The sequence below is a fragment of the Ruegeria sp. G7 genome (assembly GCF_056535465.1).
Genome location: NZ_JBQFIL010000002.1, coordinates 117,160 through 132,758 on the forward strand (window position 1 = coordinate 117,160; position 15,599 = coordinate 132,758).

12 protein-coding genes are annotated in these 15,599 nt (G+C 57.3%); 1 reads left to right on the plus strand and 11 read right to left on the minus strand.

Annotated elements, in window-relative coordinates; translation table 11 throughout:
- Positions 1-30 precede the first annotated feature (30 nt).
- The 11 genes from ACR3EN_RS17310 to ACR3EN_RS17360 form a co-directional block, all read right to left on the minus strand.
- Positions 31-732, minus strand: a complete 702-nt coding sequence (locus ACR3EN_RS17310) for a response regulator transcription factor (protein ID WP_480820844.1) — start codon at positions 730-732, stop codon at positions 31-33.
- The gene (locus ACR3EN_RS17315) at positions 733-2,628 is read right to left on the minus strand and encodes a PAS-domain containing protein (RefSeq protein ID WP_480820842.1); all 1,896 of its coding nucleotides are present in this window, start codon (positions 2,626-2,628) and stop codon (positions 733-735) included. It abuts the gene before it with no gap.
- 53 nt (positions 2,629-2,681) lie between these two features.
- A complete protein-coding gene (locus ACR3EN_RS17320; protein ID WP_480820840.1) occupies positions 2,682-4,304 on the minus strand; it encodes a bifunctional aspartate transaminase/aspartate 4-decarboxylase in 1,623 nt (540 codons plus the stop codon).
- Between the two features lie 18 nt (positions 4,305-4,322).
- Positions 4,323-6,008 (minus strand): aspartate-alanine antiporter, encoded by a 1,686-nt coding sequence (gene aspT / locus ACR3EN_RS17325; protein WP_480820838.1) that lies wholly within the window; start codon positions 6,006-6,008, stop codon positions 4,323-4,325.
- 210 nt (positions 6,009-6,218) lie between these two features.
- A complete protein-coding gene (locus ACR3EN_RS17330) occupies positions 6,219-7,040 on the minus strand; it encodes an ATP-binding cassette domain-containing protein (protein WP_480820836.1) in 822 nt (273 codons plus the stop codon).
- Complete coding sequence (locus tag ACR3EN_RS17335) at positions 7,037-8,035, minus strand: ABC transporter ATP-binding protein (protein ID WP_480820834.1); 999 nt, start codon at positions 8,033-8,035, stop codon at positions 7,037-7,039. Before ACR3EN_RS17335 ends, ACR3EN_RS17330 begins: the two co-directional genes overlap by 4 nt.
- Positions 8,032-9,159, minus strand: a complete 1,128-nt coding sequence (locus ACR3EN_RS17340; RefSeq protein ID WP_480820832.1) for an ABC transporter permease — start codon at positions 9,157-9,159, stop codon at positions 8,032-8,034. Before ACR3EN_RS17340 ends, ACR3EN_RS17335 begins: the two co-directional genes overlap by 4 nt.
- Before the next feature lie 4 nt (positions 9,160-9,163).
- The gene (locus tag ACR3EN_RS17345) at positions 9,164-10,168 is read right to left on the minus strand and encodes an ABC transporter permease (protein WP_480820830.1); all 1,005 of its coding nucleotides are present in this window, start codon (positions 10,166-10,168) and stop codon (positions 9,164-9,166) included.
- A 67-nt stretch (positions 10,169-10,235) separates the two neighbouring features.
- The gene (locus ACR3EN_RS17350; RefSeq protein ID WP_480820827.1) at positions 10,236-12,275 is read right to left on the minus strand and encodes an ABC transporter substrate-binding protein; all 2,040 of its coding nucleotides are present in this window, start codon (positions 12,273-12,275) and stop codon (positions 10,236-10,238) included.
- Positions 12,272-12,499 (minus strand): hypothetical protein, encoded by a 228-nt coding sequence (locus ACR3EN_RS17355; RefSeq protein ID WP_480843202.1) that lies wholly within the window; start codon positions 12,497-12,499, stop codon positions 12,272-12,274. The genes ACR3EN_RS17350 and ACR3EN_RS17355 overlap by 4 nt, the downstream gene beginning before the upstream one ends.
- Positions 12,500-12,758: 259 nt before the next feature.
- Entirely contained in the window at positions 12,759-14,288 is a 1,530-nt protein-coding gene (locus ACR3EN_RS17360; RefSeq protein ID WP_480820825.1) for a sulfatase-like hydrolase/transferase, read from the minus strand.
- Between the two features lie 185 nt (positions 14,289-14,473).
- Here ACR3EN_RS17360 and ACR3EN_RS17365 point away from each other — a divergent pair, with 185 nt between their 5' ends.
- Complete coding sequence (locus ACR3EN_RS17365; protein ID WP_480820823.1) at positions 14,474-15,598, plus strand: MlaE family lipid ABC transporter permease subunit; 1,125 nt, start codon at positions 14,474-14,476, stop codon at positions 15,596-15,598.
- The last annotated feature ends 1 nt before the right edge of the window (position 15,599 follow it).

Consider the following 15,599-nt stretch of genomic DNA (forward strand, 5'->3'; position numbering starts at 1 on the left):
ATGGGTGTTCCGTCGATCTAAAAATCTAATTCAGCGCCAGCTGACGTCGCCCAGAAAGATGTATCCGGCACCGTATATTGTCTTGATGAGTCGCGGTTTTTTGGGGTCTTCGCCTAGCTTTGTCCGCAAGCGCGAAATCCGGACATCCATTGCACGATCAAAGCTGTCACCAGCTCCGCCGCCCAGCATCTCTTGCATCCGGGCACGGTTAATCAAGCGCTTCGGGCTCTCCAAGAACAGGCGCAGAACTTCGCCTTCAGCATGGCTGAAAGGGGTTTCTACGCCCTTTGCGTCAATCAGAACATATCGGTCGAACTGGGCGGTCCAGCCGTTGAACTCTGCGACCTCTGCGCTCTGAACCGCGGGGCCCGAAGACCTCAGGCGTGCGCGGATGCGCGCGATCACCTCGGCGGGATCGAAGGGTTTGGTGATATAGTCATCCGCCCCGAGCTCAAGCCCGGTTACGCGGTCCTGAACTTGCGCACGTCCAGAGATGATAATGACTGCTGCGCCTTGTTCCAGTGCCAGCCGATGCACCAATGCCAGCCCGTCGGTATCAGGCAGCGACAAATCCACCAAACAAACATCTGGCGTGACACGCTTGAGTGCCGCCTCAAATTCGCGCGCTCGGGCATAGCTTTGGGTGCGGAACCCTGCTTCTTCCAGCGTGTCAGTTAGGATTCGCCGAATTTCCGGCTCATCATCAAGGATGGTGACCAAAGGGTTCGTCATCTATGCGGCCTCGGCGCGGATCAGCGCGGACAATTGAGTTTGGGTAAATGGTTTGCGCAGGACGGGCGCGCGGGTCAATGCCTGATCGTGCAGCGGATCAGAATGCGGTAGGGACGTCATCAGGATGCAGGGTAACGCGCCATTGATCCGGTCCACAAGATCAATACCGGTGCCCTGCCCCTCGAGTCGAATATCGCTTACCACAAGTGAGATATCGTCGATCTCTTCAATCAGCTCAAACGCCTCATCAACCGAGCTTGCCTCGATCACCGAACACCCCAGCTCGACCAGCATGTCGCGACACTGATCGCGCAGGTCGTCGTTGTCCTCGACCAGAAGCACAAAACCGGATCGCGCAGGTGCCGCAGGCCGATAGGGTAAGCGCATGACGACAGATGCACCGGAAGGCGTGTTGCGGAGGCTCAAGTCTCCACCGGCGAGTTTCACTGTGTCGTAAACCATGGGCAGACCCAGCCCCGATCCATCACTGCCCTTGGTCGTAAAAAACGGGTTCAGCGCATTGTCCAGCGCCTCTGACGAAAAGCCAGGCCCCGTGTCTGACACCGTGATTTCGGCCCAGATCGTTCCAATCGCATGAGCACTAATGGTGATCTGCCCCGAGCTACCGCAGGCGTCACGCGCATTAAGCACGAGGTTCAGCAACGCATCCTGTACCATCCCCGGATCAAGCATCAACGGCGCATCAGGCAGTGTGTTCACGACCGACAGCCCCATGCCACGCGGCAAGGATGGCGTCGCCAAAACCCGCAGGTCTTCAAGCAACCCGCGCATGTCGGTGGCCTTGGGCTGCGGCGTTCGATTGCCGGTCATATCGGCGATCCGGTTGAGTAGTTGGCCACCGCGGCGCGCGGTAGACTGCGTGGCCGCCACGAGCTTATGGGCCTCTTCGGACAGGTCCATCCTGGCCAGCCGCGATTGCATCCCAAGAATGATCGTCAGAAGGTTCGAGAAATCATGCGCCAGCCCACTTGTCATCTGCGCCGCCATGGCGCGGCGGCGGGTCTGCTGCAGGGCGACGCGGGCCTGAGTTTCCTCGGTGATATCCACTGACATGACATAGACCCCGCCCGCCTGATCCGGCGTAAATGACACCCGAATGCGCCGGGCATCCTGATCTTCGGTGAATTCGAATACCGAAGGCTGGCCGCCATAGGCCTTTTCCAGGTGCGGTTTGACCCGGTCATAGGCCGTTGTACCGAGTGCTTCGGATATATGGCGACCCAGAATTTCCGATGGCCGACCTGGCATGACCGAACTGAGCCGACGGTTGGAATAGTCATACCGCCGGTTTGCATCGAGATGGGCGATATGCGCAGGCATCATCTCGGTCGTCATGCGGGTCCGGGCTTCAATCTCGGTCAGCTGGCGCTTGGCCTCTTCCAGAGCGGTAATCGTGGCCGCCAGTTTGCGGTTGGTGGCCGAAAGCTCTTCGGCGTGGCTCAGAAGTTGTCCTGACAATTCCTCTGACCGCGCGCGCAGCAAATCTTCGACCTGCCGCGTTCGGGTGATGTCGGTGTAAACGGCCACCCAGCCCCCATTGGGCAGCGGCGCACCCTCGATCGAGATGACCTGACCATTGGGACGAACGCGTTCCATGTAGTGGGGCTCAAAGGCAAGCGCCTGCGCGACACGGGTTTCAACCATCTCGGCAACGTCCCCATCGATGCCATATTCGCCGCGACTGGCAAGAAAATGGATCGTGTCGTGGAACAAGGCTCCAGGCTGGACAAGCTCTTCGGGCAGGTCAAACATCTCTTGAAAGCGAAGATTGCTAAGCACGAGACGCAGCTTGCTGTCATAGATCGAGAGCGCCTGGCCTATGAGGTTCAGGCCAGAAGTCGTCATCGCCTTTATGCGTTGTTCGGTGATCTCCAATTGCGTCCTCCCCTGCGCCTAGGGGTATCACCAGATCAAGCGCAGGTGTAGGGTCATGTCGAGCCGTGTAGCGGTTGGTTGTGCGCGGCGCGATAGGCCTGTACATAACCGCGCGCGACTGAGCGGACCGCAGTTCCGATTTGTGAATAGGCTTCATCTGGAAGGTTTGCGAAAGACACGCGGGCCGACCAGCCGGGGGCATCAAACCCGCTGCCATTCAACAGGACGATCCCGTAATCCTCGGCCAGTTTGAACGCGATATCCAGCGGATGGACATTTTGCTTGATCCAACCCACCACATCCTCGCCCACGTATTTGCGCAACCAGAATTCGAAATCGATGATGCCATAATAGGCGTCATAGTGTTCGCCGGTTTGAACCTCGATCCCCATCGCTTCGGTCAGCAGTTTGAATCTGCGGTGGACCAGCTCAATGCAGGCAGTCTGGTAGGCTTTTTTTGTGTCAACAAGCTCGCACAGTGAAAACAGCGTTATCATAACCTGTTGTGGTAACGACAGCCCGGCCGTGTGATTCAGCGCCACATCGCGGCTGTCCGCGACCAAACGGTCAATGAAACGAATATCGCGTGGCGTCAGACTGAGCGTGCCATAGCGTTTATCCAGCTTCTGTTTGATGTCATCGGGGTGGTCGGCCAGCTTAAGGTCAAAGATGTTGTCTTGCGCAACGGCGATGACACCTAGACGCCAGCCGGTGCAGCCGAAGTATTTTGAATAAGAGTAAACTCCGATCGTATTGCGCGGCAAATGACCCATAACAGAGGTGAAGTCATGCACGAACGTGCCATAAACATCGTCAGTTAGAACAATCAGGTCGGGTCGATGGTTTTCGACCAGATCAGCCAGCTTGCGCAGCGACCCCGTGCTAAGGGCGACCGAAGAAGGGTTGCCGGGATTAACGAGGAAAAAGGCCTTCACCTTAGGGTCTTTCAGCTTCTCCAGGGCGGCGTCCGTCAGCTGAAAGCCGTCTTCTTCGTCGGTTTCGACATGCACGGATTCCAGCGCGTAGTCTTCCAAATCTGGCATCTCAAGATAGGGCGTGAAGATCGGAGTGCAGAGCGCAATGGTGTCCCCGGCATTCAGCAAACGGTTCGCTTTCAGCGTTTTGAAGATATAGCACATCGCGGCTGTCCCGCCTTCAACCGCGAAGAGGTCGAACTGCGCGTCCGGCCGCTGGCCTGCGCACATGGCCCACATCAGGTATTCATGCGCGATAATCGCGTTGTGTTTCAGGATGCGATCGGGAACCGGATAGTTGTCGCCGATAATGGAATCCGTCAGCTCGTGAACAAACTCGTCCGCTTCGAACTCAAAGGCCGAAATGGCATGTGCCACAACATCTACCAACGTGTCGACGCCCGGCATGTCGGCATTTTTTGCGGCCCAATCCTGTAACCGATCATGGGCACCGTTCATGGCGGGCATACCGCCTAGTCCGGCGGGATGATTCATCACGCGTTTGGACTCGGTCACAGCAAACTGGCCTAGGGCAAAAAACGCTTCGCGCGGGCGTGTGGCGACCCAGTTGGGGTTGCCGCGACCAGCGTTCAGAAAGGCGCTGTTGGCCTTGCGCGCTTCGGCTGAGGCCAGCTGGATCAGCTCATCCTTGATCTGAAACGGGCTGAGCGCTTCGTAATCGTGCAGCGTGACTCTATCCATGGATCGAACCTTTCAAAATCAGCTTAGGATCAAGACGACGACCATCCCGAAGATGGTCAGCAATGTGTTGCCGATGGCATAGGGCATGCCATAGCCAAGCGCGGGAATGCGGCTTTGGGCAGCTTCCTGGATCATGCCCAAGGCTGCGGTGGTCGTGCGTGCGCCTGCACAGGCTCCGAACAGGATGGCGGGGTGGAACTTGAATACGTAGTGCCCGACATAAACCGAAAAGATCATTGGCAGCGACGTGGCGACGATGCCCCATAACAACAACGCGATACCAGCCTGCTGTAGGCCGGCGACAAATCCTGGTCCCGCCGTGATCCCGATTACAGCGATGAAGACATTCAGACCCAGTGTGTTCATCAACCACAATGCAGGCCCCGGAATGCGGCCAAATGTGGGGTGCACCGTGCGCAGCCAGCCCAGCACCAGACCCGCGAGCAGCGCGCCGCCGGTCGTGGACAGGCTGATGGGGAAACCGCCGATCATGATCGCGAGTGTACCGATGATGCCACCGATGAAGATGCCCCAGCCCACAAACGCAAGATCGGTTGTGTCGACGGGTCGATCCGCATATCCGATTTTTTCAATGGCAGCCTCGACATGGCGCTTGCTGCCTTGCAGGGTCACAATATCCCCGCGATGGACTGCTGTGCCGGGCAATAGCGGAAGCTCTAACATATTGCGGGTCAGCTTGGAGACATACACGCCGCGCGCAATCGCCATCTTCCCAAGCTCTTCCAGCGTCTTGTTGTGTACAGCTTTGCTGGTGATTAGTACGTCTAGCTTTTCCGAAGGGATACTCAGCAGATCGGGCGCGTCAGCCTCTTTCAAACTGGTTTCAAGCAGGGTCACCAGATCGGCCCGACGGCCAGAGAACATGACCACATCACCCGCCTGTAATACGGTGTCGTCGTCCACCTCGATAATCTGGTCACCCCGGCGCAACCGTTCGGCATAGATGCGAACGCCGGGCATCAGCTCTTTCACCGGTTGCCCCAGAAGATCGCTGCCCTCGGGGATTTCGAACGCCCGTGCTTCGATTGCGCGATAGGCCGAAACCATGCCATCGCCTGTTTCAACCGATGCGCCGCCACCGAGTTGCACCTCATATTCCTTGCAAGCCGCGACCAGATCGACACCGATCAGGCGTGGACCGATCTTGGCCAAAATAATAGCCGAGCCGATGGTGCCGTATATGTAAGTCACCGCGTATGCGACGGGGATCTGGTTGGCATAGGTCTTGGCTTGTTCTGCCGACAAGCCCAACTGTCCAATTTGATCCGTGGCAACACCGATCGCCGCCGAGATTGTCTGAGACCCGGCATAAAGCCCTGCGGCATAACCCAGTTCCAACCCAGCGACCTTGGCGGCAATGACGGGCACTACAAGACAAAGCGCGAGGACGCTCAGGGCAAAGAAAACCTCGCGCGCGCCATCCACCTTCAGGCCCCTCATGAATTGCGGACCAACGCCGTAGCCAACCGCAAAAATAAACAGAATGAAGAAGGTCGATTTGACCGCCGAGTCGATCTCGATCTGCGCCTGCCCTATCACCACGGCTGCCAACAGTGTCGCCGTTACAGTGCCAAGGCTGAAGCCCATCAGCTTCCAGGGACCGACAAGGAAACCTATACCGATCGACAGAAATACGGCCAGTTCCGGGTAGGTTTGAAGGATATTCACCAGCCAGTCGATCATATTCCACCTCATAATCATTGACCAATGAGCATAACAGGCGCGGATCGGTGACCCGGCTCAGGCGTTCGTCGTCGAACGTTCTTGCGTGCCGGCCAACTCGCCTGTGCAAATAAAGGGTGTTGCAGCAGATAAACCTGCTGCCACGATACCCCAAGTCCGGTGCTTGTCTATATTTATCTGAGTATTAGCGAGCCTGCACGCTGATGACGGTCAGACCTGCAGGCGGTGATCTGGATCCAACGACGGGATCGCGGCCAATAAGCGCTTCGTGTAGTCCTGTTTGGGGGCCGCGAACAATTCGCGCGTGGGTGCCGTTTCAACGATTTTGCCATGATGCATCACAACAACGAAATCGCAGGTATGCGCAACGACGGACAGGTCGTGGCTTATGAACATGAATGTCAGGCCCAGATCATTCTGCAATGATTTGAGCAGATTCAGGATATCCGCCTGAATTGACACATCAAGCGCCGCCACACATTCATCGGCGATGACAAACCGCGGGTTACAGGCAAGCGCGCGCGCGATGGAAATCCGCTGCCTTTGTCCGCCCGAAAACGCATGCGGATAGCGACGCAGGTGCTCAAGGTTCAAGCGGCACTTGGCGGCAATCGTCCGCACGCGCTCGTCGGTTTCCTCGCGTGACTTGGTCAGACCCATGACCTCAAGCGGTTCTGCAATGATGTCGCGGACGGTCATGCGCGGGCTCAGCGCGGCATATGGATCCTGAAAAATCAGCTGCGCCCGTTTGCGATATTCTTTCAAATCCGCAGCAGAGATGCGGTTCAAATCGAACTGTTTTTCGCCGTCATCATAATGCGCGCTGCCGCTGGTGATCGGCACCGCGTTGAGCAGCGCGCGCCCCAGCGTGGTCTTACCTGAGCCCGACTCTCCAACCACGCCGACGAAGGCGCCTTTCGGTATTTCGATCGACACATTGTCGACTGCCTTGATGGATCGCTTATTGAATATCGACCCGCCCAAAGGAAATTCGACGGACAGGTTTTCTGTTTTGATCAGGTTGTGTATCATAGCTGGTCCGGCACATCTTCGGGGAAAATTGCAGCGAAATGACCCGGAGCGACCTCGGTCAACGGAGGGCGCTCTGTTTCATAACGTGATCCGGGCTCAAGCTCGGGGTTTCGCGGGTGGAAGACGCACCCTTCGGGTCGTTCAAGCGGTGACGGAATATCTCCGGGAATCGGGGTCAGGGGGGCATCCAGATCGTCGAGCCGGGGCAACGCATTCAGCAAACCGCGCGTATAGGCATGCGCAGGGTGTTTAATGACCTCGCGGACCGGTCCGCTTTCCATGATCCTTCCCAGATACATCACCGCGACCCGATCCGCTGTCTGGGCGACGACGCTCAGATCATGGGTGATGAAGATGATTCCCATGCCAAACTCGGCCACAAGATCCTTCATCAGTTCAAGCACCTGCGCCTGAATGGTCACGTCCAGAGCGGTCGTCGGCTCATCAGCGATCAAAAGTTTCGGTTTGGTGGAAAGCGCCATCGCAATCATGGCGCGCTGCCGCATGCCGCCAGACAGTTCGAACGCGTATTGATCAAAGCGGGCGGCAGGTTCAACAATGCCGACTCGATCCAACATCTCGATCGACAGCTCTTTGGCTTGTTTCTTTTTCAGGTCTGTATGGATCAGCAATTGTTCGACCATCTGATGGCCAATCGTCATAGCCGGAGCGAAACTGGCCATCGGTTCCTGAAAAATCATGCTGATGGCCCCGCCCCGCACGATTTGCATGTCGCGAGGGCGGCGCAATGACATTACATCCACCTCGCCCGATTCAAGATGCAGGTTGATCCGGGATTCAGGTGCATAGACGGTATTGTTGGCGTTGAGCTTCATCAGCGACTTGGCCGTCACCGACTTGCCCGAACCGCTTTCGCCAACGAGCCCCAGCACCTCACCCGGTGAAACGGAAAAAGATACGTCATCTACGGCGGTGATCAGACCCTCGTCGGTTTTGAACTGAACGGTCAGATTTTCAACGTCGAGCAGGCTCATTTTCGGGTCTCCGAATAAGGGTCTGCCGCATCACGTAATCCATCGCCAACGAATACAAACGCCATCACCAGAGCGATGAAGAAGAACACTGGTATGAAGTACCACTGGTAGTTCAGCAAGACGTCAGCATTGGTCACATTCTGCAACATCACTCCAAGGCTGTTGACCGGATCTTTCAGGCCGAGGCCAATAAAGCTGAGCGCGGTCTCACTGAGCACCACATAGGGAAATGTAATCACCAGATCGACGATGATATAGCTTGTGAAGCTGGGGAGCAGGTGTTTGCGGATGATGTGGCTGGGGGATGCTCCGCTGAGCTGGGCGGCCAGTACATATTCCTGATTCCGTTCGGTCAACAGGTGGGTGCGCACGCGCCTTGCCAGCGTAGGCCAGCCAACAAGTCCCAGGATCGCGGTAATGACAAAAAATCTGGTTTCTGCGGACCATTCCGGCGGGATAAAGGCAGCAATGGCCATAAATAGCGGGATTGAGGGGATGGTGCGCACGGCGTCGGTGATCATCTGGATCACGCTGTCGATCATGCCTCCATAATACCCGGCGATCCCGCCGATCGCCAAAGCCAGAACAAACGAGATCAAAACGCCCAAGGTACCGACCTGCAGTGAGGTCCAGACCGCATGAAGTGTCCGGCTGAAAATGTCCTTGCCGGCGGCGTCGGTTCCAAACAGGTGAATGTAACCTGTATCAGTGCCAAACAGATGAATGTCGCCGGGAATAAAGCCGAACAGCTTGTAGGGATCACCCTTCACGAAGAACTGGACATAGCGCCGTTCGTCTTCATTCACCTTCTCCACCCAGCGAAAGTTCGTCGCCAAAGAGCGTTCGCGTGTGACCTCGTGCAGGAATGGGCGCAATGAGCATCCATTCTTGTCACAGAATTGCGGGATCTGCGGTGCGCCGTTCAGATAGTCTTTGTCACGACCAGCAGCGGTGGGGTCGTAGGGCGACAGGAAAGGCGCGAAAATTCCGGACAGGATCAGTACAACCAAAACCGACGCGGCAATCATGGCCGAGCGTTGTTTCTTGAACCGCGCCCAGATCAGTTGCCGCTGAGAAGCGGTGAAATAGGCCTCTTTCGCCTGTTGTTTTGTCATCGCGGTCATCGGCTTACCTCAGGATACTTTTGCGGACGCGCGGGTCGAGCACCGCCAGCAGAATGTCGGTGGCAAAGTTCAGGGTCACGATGGATGCGGTCAGAAGAAAGATGATCGCCCCTGCAAGTTGTTGGTCATTTGATCGGGCAAGCGCATCCAGCAGCAACGAACCCGCTTCGGTCAGTGTCAGGATCAGGGCCACAATGGGCAGTTCATTGAAAATGCGGTTCAGATCGAACCCCAGCGAATTCACGATGGGCCCAAGCGCGTGACGGGCCGGGTACCGCCAAAGAAGGCGGCGGCCATAAATGCCCCGGGCCGCTGCTGCCGTTACATAAAGCTTGCCGATCTCGTCCGACATCAGCGCGCGCACGGTTTGCAAAGCAAACGCGGTTGCGGACCAGCCGAGGATGAAAACAGGCAGCCACGCATGTTTCAGCAAATCCACGAACTTCGCCCATGACCAGGGCGCGTTCTTGTATTCCGGAGAGAACAACCCGGTAAGCGTTTCGCCAAAATAGATGGTCGAAAACAGCATCACCATGAGGGCCAGCAGGAAGTTCGGCATCGCGAGCCCAAGATAGCTGACGATGCGCAGCGTGTTGTTCAGGACAGCGTTGCGTGACGCCGCCGAGATGATCCCGACCGGAATCGCAATCGCATAAGCCAGCGTCAGCGAGCCAAGGCAAATCCAAAGTGAGACCCAGAATTTGTCACCCAGCAACTGCGCGATATCGACCCGCAGGATGCAGCTATCACCAAAATCGCCACGGAAGGCACCGGCAAGCCAGCTGGCCCAACGTTCCAAAAATGGGCGATCCAGACCGAGGCGTATGCGCTCGCTTTCGATATCAGCCAGTGTAATCGCCTGCCCTTGAGTGTTCTTGTAGGCAAGGTAGCGCTCGGCACAGTCGCCCGGCACAAGCTCCATCAAAGAGAACACAATCAGCGAAACTATCACCAGAGTGATCAGTGCCATGACCGCCCGGGTCGCGGCAAATCGGGCGAATTGTAGCATGGGTATCCTTCAGAAACAGCGTGAAGACGGGCGTGACCGCCCGCCTTCGAATTGCATTATGCCGCGTTTATTCGCTCAGCGACCACTGATACGCGCGGTAAGGATAGGTGCGGTAGAATTCATAAGACGCGGTCTTGAACTCTGGCACGTTGCTCAGCTTGTTGCTGAAATAGATCGGCGATGGTGCCGCGATGATGCCGATGAAAACAAGGTTTCCGGTCTTCGCCGCAACCAGACGGTTGCCGGCATCGGCCTGTTCCTGTGACCCCGGCGCCGCAGTCTGGAACACCTCGATATCGCCCAGCATATCTTTCGCGAATTGCGGCGGCTCTGTACCGGCTGCTCCGTCGGAACTAAGCCATTCAGCCCAACCCATTGCCGGGCGCAGGCCGAAATAGTCCGAATAGGGCGGAACCCAAAGCTGGTTGTCACCCAGAGTAGTGCCCACAGGCGTACCCACAGTCCACATCAACACATCAAGCGTGTTCGCCGACTGGGCCGAGCGATATTCGTCCGGCGTCACCTCTTTGATGGTGGTGTTGACACCGGCGTCCTTCCAGTTCTGTGCAATCAATTCGACGAGCGGGGAAGAAACCTCTTGGGTTGAGAACTGCCAATCCAGAACGAATGGATCGCCATTCGGCAGATCCCGGTTTCCATCACCATTGGCATCAACAAGTCCGATCTCGTCCAGCAAAGCACCCGCGCGATCAGGGTCGAAAGCGATCTCGTGATTGGTCCATTTTGGATCAAGGAAATCCGGAACAGGCGAGAAGCCGACATATTGCTGCGGCGTGCCCAGACCAAAATAGACCGTCTCATTGATCTCGTCGCGGTTAATGGCAACCGACATCGCAGTGCGGAAGCGGAGGTCGTTGAAGATCTCACGAACGGCCTCATCCTCGTGCGTCAGGTTGAACGCAACAGCAGGCATCGCGATACCGGGACGCACGTCGATGCGGTAGTCGCCCGCTTCCTGTCCTTCCAGCAACACCGGCGCCGATGGCAGGCCAACCGACTGTGCTTTGTACGTTACTTCACCGTTCAGAAGCTTCAGCACGCGGACTTCTTCGTCGCTGATGTAAACTTCGTCCTGCGTGTTGATATAGGGCAGCTGGTTCCCCGCCGTATCAACTGCAAAGAAATAGGGGTTCGCCACCAGGCTTCTGCCTTCAGCGCTTTCTTCGACAATGATATGGCTTTCCAGCGTCGGAACCGTGTGTTTGGGCAGGTTCCCAAGGCGGTCGCCCGCAGTCAGCATCGGTGAGGGCGTATCGGTCCAGTCCGAATTCCCGTAATAGGCTTTGATCAGATCGTAGCCATTTTCGTACCCCAATGCTTGCGCTTTCGCATCAGCATCTTCACTGATTTCCGGGTGGTATTGGCCCAGGAAGTGGACCGGCTGATAAGGCTGGATGTACTGCGTGGCAAAAGTCTCGATCAGGCCCGCTTTGGGCGCCTTGAGGTTGAATTGCACGGTTTGCTCGTCCAGTGCGACGACCTCCATGGGCTCGCCACCGGCCAGAGCATAGGCTTTGGCCTCAGGGATCACATTCGTGTCCATCATCAGGTTGTTGTACCAGAACACGATATCTGCCGAGGTGAACGGCGCGCCATCCGACCATTTGTGACCTTCACGCAGCGTTACCGTCAGTTGCGTAAAATCGTCGTTCCACTCGTATGACTTTGCAACATGCGGCACGATGGTTTGCAGGTCGTCGGCATAGCGGACAAGACCCGTGTGGCGGGTCGACAGAAAGTCCGAGGTTCCAGATTCGGTTGCGTTCGACAGCGCGTTGAACTGACCGCCATATTGACCAATCGCCTCATACGGCACCACCACCAGTGGTTCGCTGGGCAGCCGGTCTGCAACGGCTGGCAAGTCCCCGTTCCCTGCGATGCGCGCATTGAGATCGGCAATTGCGGGGTTTTCCGAGAAGCTCAGCTCGCAATTCGCAGCGGATTGGAACTCTGCCAACTCATATTGCTGCGGATGTGCGCCAGCGGCAATGCCTTGTGAATCCGCAACCGTTATCGCCGGACACGCCGCAAAGGCGGCACCGGGCAGCACAATCGCTGCAACCCCGGATAGGAGAAGTCTTTTCATCTTGGAACCCTCTTGGTTTTGAGTCTTTGAAACGTCGATGCACGCCGGGCGACAGGCACCGGGCGCGATACTTGGGCTGAATTGTGGTGCGGATCGTTTGTACGCTGCGTGGAATCAACGATTGCGAAACCCGGCTGCCAAAGCCGAGCCGTGCTGCTCATTTCTATTGTCCCACCCAGCGCCAGAGTGTTGGCAAAGCTGTCGTTCACTTTGGTCTTCGTCATGATGCCCGCAAGTTCAGGTCTTTCTTCAATTCAGCAAAAGACCATAAAGATGTGACAGTTTTTTAATGTTTTTGTCACCTAAATTCTTTTCCGGTCAAAAACCCAATAATCCGGTCATTTGCCCTACATACCCGCACAGAACGGGCAACAGCCCCTATAAACGGGGCTGAAACGTCGCGTCCCAACGGCTTGTTTTGCCTGAATTTTAATCACCCTCGCTGAGAAAGCGACCACCAAGACCCGCCTTCCGTTGGCGAATCTACGGATAGCGAGTTTGGGATTTCGGACCGTCAGCGGTGATCGAATCAAGCGACAGGGTGTGATCGGTGTTGCGCATCCGGTGACGCAGCATCTGACGGCACAAACGCGCAAGGTCCGCCGCAAACTCCGGCCTGCCCGCGACATCCTCAAGCTCGCCCCGGCCCTGATGGTCAAACAGCAGCGGTGGCAGATCGGCGGCGAACTCGACCAGAGTGAACCGATCATCCCGCAGAATCCCAAGGCACGAGTCGCTGTTACCGGTCCCCAGCCTTTGTTGCCAAAGCGTCGGGGCCTCGGGCTCTGAGAAATCCAGCTCACTGAATGTATAGCTGCGCCAATCTGACGGCGTTTCTCCACGCACCAGCGGCAGCAGCGACCGGCCATCCATCGAATTGGGCGCGGTCTGCCCCACCCAATCCAGAATCGTGGGTGAGATATCGATGGACTCGGTTGGATCAGAGACCTCCCTACCCGCCCCATGCCCGGGCACGCGGATCATCAGTGGAGTTTTGTAGGCGGCCTCATAGACCGACATCTTGCCCCATGAATGCCGGTCCCCCAGCATTTCACCATGATCCGCAGTGATTACTACAAGGGTTTTGTCGTAAAGGTCGCTGTCTTTCAGGTACTGAATAACCCGTCCGATATGATGATCCACCTCGGTCGCCAGTCCCAGATAGATTGCGCGCAGGGTCTGCAGGTTCTCTTCGGTGGGCGCGACCTCATCAAATCCAAGAACGGCGTTTTTTAGATGGCTCTTGTCAATCAAGGGGCCAAAGAACGGATGTACCGCGCGCTCGGCCTCTTCCGAGGGCAAGGTCTCGGGCAGCGGCAGCTTGGCGGGGTCATACATCCTGTTATAGGGCGCGGGCGCGACCAGAGGCGGGTGTGGCCGGATATAAGTCAGATGAGCGAACCAATCCGCCTGATGATATGCCGCAATGCTCTGCAGAAAGCAGTCAGTCAGGAACGCCGTGTCGCTGTCCTCGGCCCGATACAGCGCGGGGTCGTCCAGTTTGGGCGCTCTGCCGTCGGGCGAGACGGGTTTGTAGACATCGAAATAGTCTTCGAATTCATAGCCCTGCTGCAACAGATGCGCCCGCCAGGGATAGGATTCCTCAAGCCGCATTTCGAGGATTTCGTGAAAGCCATTCATCGGCTGTTCATAGCTTTTTGCAGCAGGGTCGTTGGGGTGATGGGCGCGCGGGTCGGCGGAAGTATCGGTATAGCCGTAGAGCATGGGCAGATACCCGGCCTTGCGCATCTCGGTCGCGATATTGGGCGTATCCTGCCGCATCGGCGTACCATTGCGGATCGACCGGTGGTTCATCGCATAACGTCCCGTCAGCATCGAGGCACGCGACGGGCCGCAAGGATTGGTGACCGAGAAATGCCGGTCGAACGTGGTCGCCTCGGCCATGAAGGCCCGCAGGTTGGGCATGTCCACGTGATCGGCCAGCGCACCGCTTAGACAATCTGCGCGCAGTTGATCGATGGTGATGAACAGAACATTCCCGGCCTGAGCCATTGCGTCCTCCGCTGATCCAGTGATTTGCGGCGGACTGTGTCCGGCTTTAGCGCGCCGCGCAACCGGTTTCAGCCCCCCACAGCACCGGAAGCCGCTGTAACACCATCGCAATTGCTCGCCGCGAAATCCCGGTCCGGTTGCACAAACCCGTTGCAGCCGCGCCCGGTTTCACATCACATACCGCTATGACTCGGCCCACGATCACCTCTGACACCGACGCAACCGGCGTTTGCATTCGGATTTCGGGTGACCTGCGCACGCAGCAACTGGACACAGTCGAGCGTGACTTTGCCGCCATCCGGCCCGACGGTCAGGACATTACCGTGGATATGTCCCAGCTACAGGCGCTGGATACGGGCGGCGCCTGGATGGTCGCCAGTCTGGTGCAACGCTTGAGTACGATGGGGGCACAAGTGCGGTTCGAAGGGTTGGCGCCCGCGCATTCATCGCTCATCGAAACGGTGTCGCACAATATCCCCGAGAAACTGGGCGATCAGGCCCCGCCCCGCGGGTTCTTGAACTGGGTAAGCCGGATCGGAGAGCGTACGGCGGGCGCGTGGCAGGACACACTGTCGATCCTTGGCTTTCTGGGCCTGACGCTGCACCGTCTGGTGCGCACACTGATCATGCCCTGGCGGCTGCGCCGTGCCGCACTGGTGTCACAGATGGAGCAGGTCGGCTTCAAAGCGCTGCCCATCGTGATGCTGATGGGCTTTCTGATCGGTGTGGTTCTTGCCTTTCAGGGCGCGACCCAGCTGAAACAGTTCGGCGCCGAGATTTTCGTGGTCGAGCTGATCTCGATCTCGATACTGCGCGAGTTGGGTGTTCTTTTGACCGCAATTATCGTTGCAGGCCGATCAGGATCGGCCTTCACCGCCTCAATCGGTTCAATGAAGGTGCAGGAAGAAATTGATGCGATGCGCACGCTGGGCCTCGACCCGATCGAGGTGTTGGTTATCCCGCGCGTTCTGGCGCTGTTGATCATGCTGCCAATCCTTGGGTTTGTGGCAGATATCGCGGGCCTGATCGGCGGCGCATTGATGAGCTGGATCGATCTGGGCGTCAGCCCTGGTATGTTCTTGACGCGGCTGAAGGAAAACACGGGTGTCTGGCAGCTGGCCATTGGCCTGATCAAGGCCCCGTTCTTTGCACTGGTAATTGGCACGATTGCCTGCTGGCAGGCGATGCAGGTCAAGGGCTCGTCCGAAAGCGTGGGCCAACGCACCACCGCCTCGGTCGTGCAATCGATCTTCATGGTCATCGCCATCGACGCGCTGTTTTCGATCTTCTTCTCGGAACTGGGGGTCTGAG

What these genes read in the sequence shown, in the direction of transcription:
- ACR3EN_RS17310 (WP_480820844.1), bottom strand. Translation starts at nt 732, where the DNA reads ATGACGAACCCTTTGGTCACCATCCTTGATGATGAGCCGGAAATTCGG.
- ACR3EN_RS17320 (WP_480820840.1), bottom strand. Translation starts at nt 4,304, where the DNA reads ATGGATAGAGTCACGCTGCACGATTACGAAGCGCTCAGCCCGTTTCAG.
- aspT (WP_480820838.1), bottom strand. Translation starts at nt 6,008, where the DNA reads ATGATCGACTGGCTGGTGAATATCCTTCAAACCTACCCGGAACTGGCC.
- ACR3EN_RS17330 (WP_480820836.1), bottom strand. Translation starts at nt 7,040, where the DNA reads ATGATACACAACCTGATCAAAACAGAAAACCTGTCCGTCGAATTTCCT.
- ACR3EN_RS17335 (WP_480820834.1), bottom strand. Translation starts at nt 8,035, where the DNA reads ATGAGCCTGCTCGACGTTGAAAATCTGACCGTTCAGTTCAAAACCGAC.
- ACR3EN_RS17340 (WP_480820832.1), bottom strand. Translation starts at nt 9,159, where the DNA reads ATGACCGCGATGACAAAACAACAGGCGAAAGAGGCCTATTTCACCGCT.
- ACR3EN_RS17345 (WP_480820830.1), bottom strand. Translation starts at nt 10,168, where the DNA reads ATGCTACAATTCGCCCGATTTGCCGCGACCCGGGCGGTCATGGCACTG.
- ACR3EN_RS17350 (WP_480820827.1), bottom strand. Translation starts at nt 12,275, where the DNA reads ATGAAAAGACTTCTCCTATCCGGGGTTGCAGCGATTGTGCTGCCCGGT.
- ACR3EN_RS17355 (WP_480843202.1), bottom strand. Translation starts at nt 12,499, where the DNA reads ATGACGAAGACCAAAGTGAACGACAGCTTTGCCAACACTCTGGCGCTG.
- ACR3EN_RS17360 (WP_480820825.1), bottom strand. Translation starts at nt 14,288, where the DNA reads ATGGCTCAGGCCGGGAATGTTCTGTTCATCACCATCGATCAACTGCGC.
- ACR3EN_RS17365 (WP_480820823.1), top strand. Translation starts at nt 14,474, where the DNA reads ATGACTCGGCCCACGATCACCTCTGACACCGACGCAACCGGCGTTTGC.